Genomic DNA, 11,927 nt, shown 5'->3' with positions numbered 1-11,927 from the left:
TACCACGACATGGTGGCCATTGGCAAGCTAAGCGGCGCATGTTTACTGTATACATCTCGGGGCTTCTTGATGGTTTGAAACCCCGTCATTTCGGGAAGCGTGCGAGTTGAGGAGTTCGCAACTTCGGGCTAGCGCCCGGGTCAATCCGGCCAACCCCGACTTGCTCGCGGTGTAGGCTGGAACGAGGATGCCGCCCTGGAAGGAGAGGACGGAGGCCACGTTGATGATTTTGCCGCGGCCCCTCCTCAACATCCCGCGCCCGATGAGCTGGCACAGGTGGAACACGGCCGTGAGGTTGAGCCGCAGCACCGCGTCCCAGTCGGCGGGGTCGTATTCGTCCGCGGCCGCCCGGCGGATGATGCCCGAGTTGTTGACGAGGATGTCAACCGGGCCGAAGCGGGCCTCCACGTCCTCGACTAGGGCGGGAAGCTTCTCGATTTCCGAGAGATCGGCCACGACGGCCAGACTGCGCCGGCCCATCCGGGCGATCTCGCCGGCCACCGCTTCCAGCCCCTGCCGGTTGAGCCCCACCACCGCCACATCGGCCCCGGCCGATGCCAGGGCGAGAGCCATACCCTTGCCCAGGCCCCTGGCGCCACCGGTTACGAGGGCGATACGCCCGTCCAAACGGAACAGCTCGAGCGCGTTCAACTAAAGCCCTTCCTCCCGCCTTAGCATGCCGACCGCCTTTTGAACCCATCCGACGCTGGGGTCCAGAACCGGAGCCTGGGTCCGGTGGTGCCCAGCCAGGAACCAGAGGTAGTAAGTGGTATAGCCCGGCGCGGACACCACGGTATGGTAGCCGCGCGCGATCTTGAGAACGCTGCGGTCCACCACGCGGTGCATCTCGTCGATGTCCCGGGCGTCCGTGTAGAGCATGGTGAGCCCGAAACCTTCCGGCGGGGCGACCCGGAAGTAGTAGATCTCCTCCATGAAGGCCGATTCAGGCAGCCGGTCCTCCTCGTGCTTATGGGGCGGGTAGGTCGACCAGTTGCCGGAGGGCGTATAGGTCTCCCCCACAATCAGGCGCTGGACCTTCCTGTCCGTGTTTACCAGGATTTCATGGTACCGGCGGGCGAAGTTGTCGGCGCCCCAGACCCCCGTCTGCACCTCAGCCGGGGTGATGAGGAACGGAACGGCCCCCTCCACCCTGTCGGCCACGGCACTGCAGACGGCGACCTCCGCCGAACCTCCCGCCGACGCGGCCACGCTGTAGCCCGTCCCCGGAGGGAGGTAAACCGCCCACGGCCTACCCTGGAACGGGTTCGCACGTCCTCCGATCCGGTCGAATCGTTCCCTGCCGGCCTCCACCGTCACCCGGCCGCCCAGTACCACAAACATGGCTTCCCGGTCGCCCGTGGATCCGGCGTATATCTCGTCCCGGTCGAGCCGCAGTTCGGCAAAATCGAGTAGCTTGCACGGATTGTGTTGCAATCGTACCAGGCCCTTTTGCTTCGGCAGGACCTCGAAGTGCTGCATCCGGCCACTCCCCTTTCTAAAGCCCATACTCGTGCAAGTCCCTAGAAGAGCCAGGGCAGCCTGACATCTTTGCCAAGCAGCCGTACCAGGGCCTCGAGGAAGAAGTAGTCCCCGTAGAGCGTGGACTCCCGAACGCCCCGCCCTCTTGGCAGATCGGCCACGGCCTCGGCGAGGAGCCCCTCCTTTTCGTCCGGAGCCCGGTAGCGCTCGGCCAGCCGGCAGACCATCATCCGAGCCGCGCCTCGATAGTCCTTGGCGAGCCCTCCCCCGACGTGGGCGGCGAGCTCCATCAGGCCGCAGGCGGCAATGGCCGCCGCCGACGTGTCGCGCGGCTCTTCGGGGTCCGACCGGTCGAGATCCCAGTAACACACCCCGTCTTCGGGCAGGTGCGACAGGAAGTACCCCGCCAGCTGCTGCGAATGACGTAGAAATCGAGCCTCCCCGCTCAGCCGGTAGGCCAGCGCGAACCCGTAGAGGCCCCACGCCTGGCCACGCGCCCAGGTCGATCCGTCCGAATGGCCCTGGTGCGTCCGGCCCCCGACCGGCTGGCCGCTCGCCACATCGAAGAAGAAAGTGTGATACGACGACCCATCCCCGCGCACCAGGTATCGCCCGACGGTGAGGGCGTGGCGCATCGCCCGGTCGTAGAGCAAGCGGTCGCCAGTCTCCCCGTGCGCCCAGAACAGCAGGGGGATGTTCATCATGCTGTCGATGATGGTCCGGCCCGCTTCCTGCGGGTCGTCCGGGGCTCCCCAGGCCTGAATGAACTGGCCCGGTTGCCGAAACCGGGAGGCAAGTGCGGATGCCGCCCGAAGCGCCCCGGCTCGGGACTGCTCGTCCCCCGTCAGCCGATACTCGAGCACCCGGCTCGGGAGAAACAGCATGCCCAGGTCGTGGTCCACGCCTACCCCGGCCGCCAGTCGTTCGTCGAAGGTGGGCCCCAAGCTTCGGGCGAGGTCGCGGATCTGATCCCACCGGGTCAGCTGATACGTGAGCCACAGCTGCCCGAGCCAGAAGCCCGTGGTCCAGCCGACGTTGCCCCCGAGACCAGCCGAATAGTCAAGGTGCGCGGTGACGTCTGGAGGGAACCTCTCCCCGAACCGTACGGCATTGCGGCGAACCTTCTCGGTCACGCCTTGAAGGGTCTTCTCGAAATCCTGCACGTCCATCCCCGAACTCCTCGTCGCGACAGCTTTTCTGCTGATGAGCTCGAAAAGGGTTGGCCACTCATCCAGCCACCTTAACCCAGACGTTCTTAAGGCGGGTGTAGGCCAGTATGGCCTCGGGCCCCCCTTCCCGTCCGAACCCGCTCCACTTGGTACCTCCGAACGGCACCTCAAACCCGAAGGCGGCGCTGCCGTTGATGGTGACATGGCCCACATCCAGAGCAGCCGCCACCGCGTGAGCGGTGCTCAGCTCGTCGGTCCACACCTCAGCAGACAATCCGTAAGGGCTGTCGTTGGCCAGGGAAACCGCCTCCTGTACGCTGTCGACTGGAATCACGCTGATGACCGGGCCGAAGATCTCTTCGCGGACGATCCGCATGCCGTTGTGGCAGTCCGCAAAGACCGTGGGGGCAACGAAGAAGCCGCGTTCCCCCACGCCCTCGGGCCGACCGCCGCCCGTCACGAGCCGAGCGCCCTCCTCCCGCCCGAGCTGGATGTAGCGCATCACCTTGTTGTACTGCTTCTTGGAGGCGACCGGCCCCAGGTCGACGCCGGCCCAGGTGCCGGGGCCGACTTTGATGGCCCGGACCCGCTCCACCAACCGTTCGATGAAGGCGTCGTAGAGCTGCCGCTGGACGTACCACCGGGATCGCTGGCCGCACGACTGGCCAGCGTTCCACGTGAGCGCGCCCACCGCCGTCCGTATCGGGCCCTCGAGAGCGGCCTCATCCTTCACGAAGACCAGGACCGGGGCCTTGCCGCCGAGCTCCATGGAGATGACGGGGGTGATGTGGCGGGTGGCCGCCGCGAGAATCTCCCGGCCCGTCTCGACCGAACCCGTGAAGACAATCCCCGCCACCCGGGGATCATCCACGAGAGCGCGCCCCACGGTCGGGCCTGCTCCGGGCACCACGTTGAGAACTCCCGGCGGGAGCCCCTGCTCCTCGAACAGCCGGGCCAGCGCCAGCGAAACGAGCGAGGTCTCCTCCGCCGGCTTGACGACACAGGTGTTGCCTGCGGCCAGGGAGGGCGCCACGCTCCGACAGAAGACGTCCAGGGGGTAGTTCCACGGCACGATGTGCACGGTGACGCCCAAGGGCTCCCGCCGGACGTAGTCCAGCTGGCCCGGCCCCAGGTCCACCGTCATACCGGTCAGCTTGTCAGCCAGCCCGGCGTAGTACTCGAGGTAGCGAGCCGCTGCCTCGACTTCAGACCGGGCCTGGTTGAGCGGCTTGCCGATTTCCCGCGTCAGCAGCCGAGCCAGCGGCTCGACGTGCTCGCGGACCGACGCCGCGACCTGGCCGAGTAGCCGTCCTCGGCGGACAGGGCTCCATTGGGCCCATTCACCTGGCAGCGCGCGGCGCGCCGCCTCCACCGCCGCCGAGGCGTCGTCGGAGCTGCCCCAGCTTACCTCCGCGAAGGGCTCTTCCGTGGCAGGATCGATGACCGGGACCCTGGTGCCATCCGACCCCTCCCGCCACTTGCCTGCGATGTACAGCCGCGCGGGATACTCCAATGGTGATCCCCTCCCCAGCCTCACCCGGAAACTTCTCCACGGCCTCACCGCGAACGCTCGATGAACTCCCAGATGATGCCATCCGGATCCTCGAAGTAGACGATGCGCACGCCGGGGGCCACTTCCTGGACGGGAAAGCGCACGCGGACGCCCTTTTGCTGAAGCTCCCCGACCCGGGCGTCGATATCCTCAACGGCCATCGCGACGTGCTTCCATCCCGTCAGGTGGTACTCGACCGGCCCGGGGGCCGAAGTGGGCCGTTCGAACTGGAACAGCTCCAGGCTAACGCCCCACACCTCCACTCCGGCGGCTCGGAGGGCGCAGCCCGGCAGTCCAAAGACCAGGTCATTCTGGGGGCCTTCCAGCCGGTCTTTGCGCCACAGGAACCGCCCGCCCAGCGTATCGCAGTAAAAGGCAAGGGACCGGTCCAGATCCCGCACCGTCAGCCCAATGTGGTCAAGCACGCCGGCAGCCCCTTTCGCCCTTCAGCCCTTGATGGCGCCCGCTGTCAAGCCTTCGATGATGCGCTGGGACCCGATAACGAAGACGACCAGCAACGGAAGCACGCTCAGGGCCGTTCCCAGCATGAGGGCGCCCCAGTCGGTGGAGATCATCCCCTGCAGGGACCGAAGCGCCAGCGGAAGCGTGTAGGCCGGGCGCTCCTTGAGCACGATGAGCCCGCCCAGGAAGTTGTTCCACTGACTCACGAACGTGATGATGCCCAGCGTGCCCAGCGCCGGCTTGATGAGGGGTACAACGATGCTGCGGTACAGCCTGAACTCGCTGAGGCCGTCGATTCTTCCCGCGTCCAGCAGGTCCGGCGGAATGGCGCTCACGATGTACTGGCGCATCAGGAAGATGCCGAACGCTGACGCCATGCCCGGTATGTAAAGCGCCCGGGGCAGGTTGGCCCACCCCAGCCACTTGATGATGAGGTAGTAGGGAATCATCCCCAGCAGTGACGGGATCATCATCGTGGCCAGCAAAAACGCGAACAGTTGCTCGCGCCACTTGAACTCGTACATGGCGAAGCCGAAGCCGGCGAGGCTGCAGAAAGACAGCGTGGTCACCGTCGCCATGACCGAGGTGTAGACGCTGTTCCAGGCATTGCGCGTGAACGGCAGCGCCTCCACCAGCCGCCGGTAGTTCTCCGGCGCCTCCTTGCCAAACCACAGCGGCGGCGGTGCGCTGAAGATGGTGCTGCGATCGTGGGTCGCCAGCACGAACATCCAGTAAAAGGGGAACGCCGCGACGACGGCCATCGAGACGAGCAGCAAATAGACGAGCCCTTTGGTCAGCAGAGAACGGGTCGTGGCCACTGTTTCGTCCCCCCCTTTTTCAACTGATCTGCCGTTCCAGCGCACCGCGGCCGAACGCTTTGACGTTGAGGTACGTCAGGACGCCGATGGCCAGGACCAGCATCCAGGACATGGCGGCTGCCGACCCCATGTACAGCCACTCGAAGCCGGTTCGGTACAGGTACAGGACCGTCGTGAGGCCCGCCTGGCCCGTACCCCCGGTGCCGTTCGTCAGGATGAACGGCTCGTCGAAGAGCTGCATCGTTCCGATGATGGTCATGGTCACCGCGAAGAACATCGTCGGCTTGAGCAACGGCACCGTGATCCACCGGAACTGCTGATACGCACTGGCGCCATCCACCATGGCGGCCTCATACAGGTCCCGGGGGATGGTCTGCAGCCCCGCCAGGTAGAGCACCGTGTTCCAGCCGAGCCACCGCCAGACCAGCAGAATGGTGATGGCCGGCTTGATGAAGGCGGGTTGCCCCAGCCAGTTGATGGGCAGCTCGGCATCAAAGAATCGGAACAGCCAACCAAGAGCCGGCGTCTTTTCCATCCACATCAAAAGAGCGTTGAGCACGCCGTACTGGGTGCCGTAAATGGTGGAAAAGATCATGGCCACCGCGACCGTCGAGGTGATGTACGGCATGAAATACGACGACGTGAAGAAGTTGCGCATCCGCACGAGCCCCGAGTTCAGGACGAAGGCCAGGGGAATCGCGATAAGGTGCTGGGGCGCTCCCGATATGACCAGGAGCACCAGGGTGTTACACAGCGACTGCCAGAACCATGGGTCCGTGAGCAGGTAGGTGTAGTTCTCGAACCCAACCCACTCCATCGTCTTGAGGCCGCCGACTGCGTTCCAGCTATGGAACGACAGGTAAAACGAGAAGGCGATCGGATACAGACTGAAGATGGCAAACAGGATGTAAAACGGGCTGATGAACAGGTATGGTGCTGCCCGCCGCTGCCACCAGCTCCAGCGCACGGACAACGACGCGACCGACTTCAGGGCCGGGAACGCGTTGACGATCTCCATGGACTCAATCTGCATGTCCTTGCGCAACGTCAGGAGCCGGATGAACTTCCAGGCCGCTTCCTTGTTTTTGGACTGCTCGGGAATGGCCCAGAACGTGCCGCCCCAGCTCACGTAGGTGTTTTCGGGAAGGTTGCGGACGCCCCACTTGCCGGCCGTGTCCGGTGCCATCCAGTTCTGCAGGTGGCCCTGGAGCCACGAGCCGGAGATCTCCACAGCCGCGGTGCCCCGCTTAAAGACCTCGAACCACTCGTTGGTCCACGCCGTGATGCGGGCGTCCAGCCCGGGCTTGCGGATCTGCTGGGCGACCGTGAACGCCTTGACGAAACGCGGACTCTCGACGGAGGGGAGCCCGCGGGCGTCGAAGTAGACACCCTCACCTTCCGGAATGTCGCCCCGGATAATCGCGTCGGCCGCCGAGGCCGCGTGGGCGATCAGGAAGATGTCCGGCTTCTTGTCGCCGTTGACGTCTCGGGTGACCTTCTTCCCCAGTTCCACGAGGTCGTCCCAGGTCCCGACGGTGTTGATGTCGAGCCCGGCCGCCTGCAGAACGTCCTTACGGTAGAACATGCTAGCAGGGGCCGTATCCGTGGGAATGGCGACGATGCGGTCATTCAGCGTCGTCACCAAGCGCCACGCGAAGGGCACGAACTGGTCCTCCAGCTACCTCGCGTTGAAGGGCGGCTTGCTCAGATCGGTGAGCCCGCCTTGGCAATGAACCGCCCGAGATAGTAGATTTCAACCGCCACCACGTCGGGCGCGCCGGAGCCCGTAGCCAGCGCCGTCAGCAGGGCGTTGTGGTGGTCGGCGTACCCCAGCGTCTGGACCTTGATTTCGATGTCCGGATACAGTTTGGTAAACTCCGGTACCGCGGCCTTCATCAGGGAGTCCCAGGCTGGGAAGACGCCGACCGTGATCGTGGTCTTGGCCTGTACCGTCGCGCCGAGTCCGGCGATCGTGAGCAACGCTGCAAGCCCGATGGCAAGGCAGGCCCTTCGAGAGCCCCGAATTACTGTGCACCGCTCCCTTCTACGTCTCACGAAACGATCCCCACAACGTAGCCAAGTCGCGACAGGAGATGTTCCCGTCTCACCGCCCTCGGCCTGGACATCGAATCCGACGGCACGAGAGATGCCCCCGCCTCGGCACCTCGTCGAGCGGCAGTTGGAGTACGGCGCCCGACGCGCCGATCACGGCAACGACCTGCCCGTCGTGACCGAGGATCGCAGCTTCCACGTAGCGGACGCTCTCCTCGTTTTCGATGTCATCGACGCGAGGTGGTGGATCCGATGCAGATCGGCAGGATTTCCTCGGCGGTCTTGCGGTGTTGGGCATCTTCGGCTCGAGCTTGATTCGGGAGAGGAGCCACTTCGGCTGGCTCTGAGGGAGCGCCGCCGGGAGGGCCGCGTCGATGATTTGAAACACCCGCTCCACGGACTGGACGGGGGCAACACCGCGACGTGCCCTGGCTTCGCTCTGCCTGGTTTGTCGTGCGTCTTGCATGTTGATACTCCCGTCTCTACAGCCAGCGTGTAAGCGAGTACGACGCCTCTGCACACTTTCCTTCCTTACTGAACGCGGGTGACGGTGAACTGGGGGAGTTTGCTGCCACACGGGGCCAGGGAGGCCAGGCAGATGGGGGGAAGCAACTGCTCAAGCCTGACGCTGCGCCGGCAGGTGGCGGGCTACCTTGGCAGGAAATCGCGTCATGACGCCATCACCGATGGCGCTAATGGCATGGTCCGGGCCATCTGACCCTCTCGACGATGGCGGAAAGCCAACAACTCCTCTTCGACCTTCCCGACCCGCTCGCCCTCGCCCCCCGGCAGGGGGGATACATCCGCGCCGGCCCCGAAAGCTTGAACGTCTGTTCGCCTGGGTCCGCATGAGTTTGAGAGAATCTCATTTCCATGCGGTTTTGCCAGCTCACCAGTCCTCGCCTCCCCGGCCTAATCCGGATGAGTCCCGGCGAGCTTTTTGGCCAGTATTTCGGCACATTGCAGCGTCTATTGTGGCAGGGTATCCGATCCGGGCACCCAGTGGCCGGCGCACACGGCGGAGCGATCTACTTTAGGCGCAGGACCTTCGGGCACGGAAGCCAGCCCGGTCGCCGCCGAACCGCCTGCAGGCGCTGTTCGAGGCGCCGGCGCACCTGGGGCACGATCGCCGTGGCCCGATCCGCCGCGCGCCGGGACGTCCAACTGGCTGGGCCATTGCACTGTGACTTCCAACTGAGCATTCCTGTAAAGCTGGAGAACTGAGTTGACGTAGGAAGCCGCCCCCGCTACATCGGTTGCGGACGACGCCCCAATCACCCCGACCGTTGTAGGGAGGCGGCAAGTGTGGCAACCGATGGGCAGCAGCGACGCTCAGCGCTTTTGGAGGGGGCGGTGATCGTGGGGATCGACTGGCCAAGCAAGAGCACTGGGCCCGGATCACCGACCGGCTGGGGCATGACCCGATGCCACGCTTCGCTTTCCACAATAGCCGGGACGGCTTCCGGCGTCTAGTCGCCAGGATCGGCCAAGCACTGCGTGGGACAGGAGCGCAGCGGGCGGTGGCGGGCATGGAGGCCACCGGCCATTACGGCAAGCCGCTGCAGTATTTCTTGCGGTATGGGGTGCCGGAACTCGAGATCGCCGTGGGGCTGGCCAACCCCATGCACGTGCAGCGCCAGAAGGAGGTGATGGACAACAGCCCGAGCAAGACCGACGCCAAACGCACGGCGGTGATCGACAAGCTGGTGCGGGACGGCCACTTCCTGCACTGCCTGGTGCCGGAGGGCATCTATGCGACGCTGCGGGAGCTGGACTGACCCGTCAGCACCAGCGCCGCCAGCTCAACGGCGCCCTCAACCGCCTGCAGGGCTGGCTGGACATGGGATCTGGAAACCACTGCTTGAGGAAAGCTCTTGACAGGGAATCATGGGTGGGTGCCTCTCAGGTAAGGTCTGCGCCCGGCGTCCTTGATGCCCGGAGGAGGTGGCAAAAGGCAGCCACCACCCGGGGGTCGAACTGGGTTCCCGAGCCCGCCCGTATGACGTCGGCCGCCCGCTCGACGGGCAAGGCGTCCCGGTAGACCCGGCGAGTCGTCAAAGCATCGTACGTGTCGGCCAGGGCCACGATGCGGGCCGAGGGTGGAATGGTAGGCCCCTGCAGGTGGCTGGGGTACCCCGAGCCGTCCCACCGCTCGTGGTGGTGTAAAGCGACCTCGATGGCCGTCGTCAGGAAAGTCTGGGACAGGCCCAGCTCGCTTTTGAGCCGTTCGTCGGCCTGGCGCAGGATTTCAGCCCCGATGAGCGGGTGAAGCTCCACCACCGCACGCTCAGCGTGGTTGAGGGGCGCGGGCTTGAAGAGGATACCCTCCGGAATACTCACCTTGCCGATGTCGTGCAGCAGGCTGGCCGTACTCAGGGTGTCGATGAAGGGATCGTCTACAGGCACGTCCCACTCTGCCGCCTCCTGTAGCGCCCGGGCCAGCAGGACGCTGTAGTGGCTCACCCGATCCAGGTGGCCCTCAATGCCCGGGTCCCGGTGTTCGGCCAGGCTGGCCAGGGTGCGCACCGTGATACGCTGCGTGGCCCGAAGCTCGGCCACCCGGCGGCGCAGTTCCTCCTCGCCCCGCAGCAGGGGCGTGATGTCCCGCATGAAGCCGATGTAACCGGCCGGGCTTGTGGGGTCTCCGAGCCTCATCGTGGAGAAGAAGGCGTAAAACACCTCGCCGTCTTTGCGCCGGTTGATGAACGTCCCCTGCCAGGAACCCTTCGTTTCCAGGGACTCCCACATTTCCCGGTAGACCCCGGGCGGGGTGCGCCCGGACTTCAATATCCGCGGGTTTTGACCGAGCAGTTCCGCCCGGCTATAACCAGAAATCCGTTCGTAAGCGGGATTGACCTCCAGGATCCGGAGAGTCGCATCGGTGATGACCACCCCGTCAGGGGACTGGCGGAAGAGCATTTGAAACAGCTCCTCGGCGGACCCGACGGGCATGGAGATGGCGCCAGTCTGCCCCATGCGCGTCACCGGACCCTCTCGCGTCTGGGCTGGAGTGTGGTCATCGGCACCGCACCCGCCTCGACTACACGCTGCGCCAGGTCCGCCACAGAGGTGGCGTGTGCCGCCAGCTCCTTCGAGGTGTCCCCGACATCCTTGATTTCCCGGTGCAGTCCGGAGGCCGCCTCATCCACGCGCCGGGCGGAGGTCGCCGCATCTGCCATGAAAGCCACGATTTCCTGAAGGGCAGCCCCCGCCCGCTGGCTCTTTTCCGCGGCAGCCGAGGCGCGGCTTTGCCCCTTTTTGGCTATCTCCACGGCCTGTCCGGCCTCGTCCGTTAAGGTGGTCAGCTCCTGCTGCACTCTCCGCACCAGCTCCCGGGTCTGGTCGGCAAGCCGGCGGACCTCCTGCGCCACCACCGAAAACCCCTGACCCTGCTCTCCTGCGCGGGCGGCCTCAATGGCCGCGTTGAGCGCCAGCAGGTTGGTCTGGTCCGCCACCTCTTCGATGGACTGGGCGACCCGGCTGAGCCCGGCAATGCGCTGGGCCAGTGTCTCGACGTAACGCAGGGTCTGCTCGGCAGCCGACCCTGCCTGCAGTGCCTCATCGACGGCCCCTCGGGTGACGCTTTCACCCTCGGTGGCGGCCCGGGTTGTCTGGTCCACCGAAACCGCCAGCCGGCCCGCATCCGTGTCCAGCCCGGAGGCCGAGTTGGCCAGCGCTTGCACGGATGCGGCCATCTCCTGCGATAACGAAGCAAGGTGCTGGCTGAGGGAGACCATCTGCTCGGAGAGAGCGCGCAACCGGGCCTGATGCTCGCTTGCCTGCCGGTCGAGGTGCCGGGTCAGCTCTTGTTCCTGGTAGGTTTCGACGGCCAGTGTGGCATCGAACATCAACAGCTTGTGCAAACCCTTCAAGGCGGCCTGCTGATCGAGACCGGCCAAAACAGCCCTTCCCCCGCGTGCTCGTCGTGTCGCGGCGGACAGAAAGCCCCGCGAGGCGTTTTCCATCTCCCGCAGGGTATCTGTAATCTCCTCCCACAGAACGCCGTACGCCGCCATATACCAACCTGGTCTGAGGAAGACCCGTACGTGGGCTCGCCCGATGGCCTGACGCCGTTCGGTATAGCGGTCATCGACCCGACCCTGGAAAAGCTCAACCAGGTACTGGTGAAAGGTGCGTTTCAGCGCCGGGATGGTGGAGTAGGTTTCGATGATTTGCCGAAGCTCGGGTACGGCCGTGACCCGCTCATAGAAGGCCGAGGTGATCCGTTCGAGGCCGTGGCCACCGAGGAGAGCCCCGAGGGCCTTTACAGCCTCCAGCTCAGCCCCAGTCAACTGCAAAAAGCCCCGCGCTTGCCCCGCATCGACGCTGGCCACCCAGACTGTGCCGGCAGCCCCCTCGTCCCGGCGGGCGTCCGCTGCGCTCATCCCCCACCCG

12 protein-coding genes are annotated in these 11,927 nt (G+C 65.3%); 1 reads left to right on the top strand and 11 read right to left on the bottom strand.

The features are described from left to right. Positions 1-42 precede the first annotated feature (42 nt). From AB1609_06550 to AB1609_06510, 9 genes are all read right to left on the bottom strand, one after another. Complete coding sequence (locus AB1609_06550) at positions 43-651, bottom strand: SDR family NAD(P)-dependent oxidoreductase (GenBank protein MEW6046124.1); 609 nt, start codon at positions 649-651, stop codon at positions 43-45. Beyond that, positions 652-1,479, bottom strand: coding sequence for a 5-deoxy-glucuronate isomerase (iolB, locus tag AB1609_06545; GenBank protein MEW6046123.1), 828 nt, complete (start codon positions 1,477-1,479; stop codon positions 652-654). It abuts the gene before it with no gap. A 41-nt stretch (positions 1,480-1,520) separates the two neighbouring features. Beyond that, complete coding sequence (locus AB1609_06540) at positions 1,521-2,648, bottom strand: glycoside hydrolase family 88 protein (protein MEW6046122.1); 1,128 nt, start codon at positions 2,646-2,648, stop codon at positions 1,521-1,523. Positions 2,649-2,706: 58 nt separating this feature from the next. Further along, positions 2,707-4,161, bottom strand: coding sequence for an aldehyde dehydrogenase family protein (locus AB1609_06535; GenBank protein MEW6046121.1), 1,455 nt, complete (start codon positions 4,159-4,161; stop codon positions 2,707-2,709). A 44-nt stretch (positions 4,162-4,205) separates the two neighbouring features. Further along, positions 4,206-4,625, bottom strand: a complete 420-nt coding sequence (locus tag AB1609_06530) for a VOC family protein (GenBank protein MEW6046120.1) — start codon at positions 4,623-4,625, stop codon at positions 4,206-4,208. Positions 4,626-4,646: 21 nt separating this feature from the next. Further along, the gene (locus AB1609_06525; GenBank protein MEW6046119.1) at positions 4,647-5,480 is read right to left on the bottom strand and encodes a carbohydrate ABC transporter permease; all 834 of its coding nucleotides are present in this window, start codon (positions 5,478-5,480) and stop codon (positions 4,647-4,649) included. 19 nt (positions 5,481-5,499) lie between these two features. After that, positions 5,500-7,143 (bottom strand): extracellular solute-binding protein, encoded by a 1,644-nt coding sequence (locus tag AB1609_06520; protein ID MEW6046118.1) that lies wholly within the window; start codon positions 7,141-7,143, stop codon positions 5,500-5,502. A gap of 41 nt (positions 7,144-7,184) precedes the next feature. After that, complete coding sequence (locus tag AB1609_06515) at positions 7,185-7,460, bottom strand: extracellular solute-binding protein (GenBank protein ID MEW6046117.1); 276 nt, start codon at positions 7,458-7,460, stop codon at positions 7,185-7,187. Between the two features lie 124 nt (positions 7,461-7,584). Beyond that, positions 7,585-7,998 (bottom strand): hypothetical protein, encoded by a 414-nt coding sequence (locus AB1609_06510; GenBank protein ID MEW6046116.1) that lies wholly within the window; start codon positions 7,996-7,998, stop codon positions 7,585-7,587. Positions 7,999-8,902: 904 nt separating this feature from the next. On the opposite strand from AB1609_06510, the gene AB1609_06505 reads away from it, so the two are divergent. Beyond that, a complete protein-coding gene (locus AB1609_06505; protein MEW6046115.1) occupies positions 8,903-9,310 on the top strand; it encodes a transposase in 408 nt (135 codons plus the stop codon). A 124-nt stretch (positions 9,311-9,434) separates the two neighbouring features. Here the strand turns inward: AB1609_06505 and AB1609_06500 are convergent, their stop codons facing one another. Both AB1609_06500 and AB1609_06495 read right to left on the bottom strand, forming a co-directional pair. After that, entirely contained in the window at positions 9,435-10,508 is a 1,074-nt protein-coding gene (locus AB1609_06500) for an HD domain-containing phosphohydrolase (protein MEW6046114.1), read from the bottom strand. 5 nt (positions 10,509-10,513) lie between these two features. Next, a partial coding sequence (locus AB1609_06495) for a globin-coupled sensor protein (protein MEW6046113.1) occupies positions 10,514-11,927 on the bottom strand: 1,414 nt, incomplete at its 5' end.

Source organism: Bacillota bacterium (assembly GCA_040754675.1).
Lineage (GTDB): Bacteria > Bacillota > Limnochordia > Limnochordales > Geochordaceae > Geochorda.
Note: the sequence above shows the minus strand (reverse complement) of the source record. Positions and strands in the feature narration are given on the sequence as shown.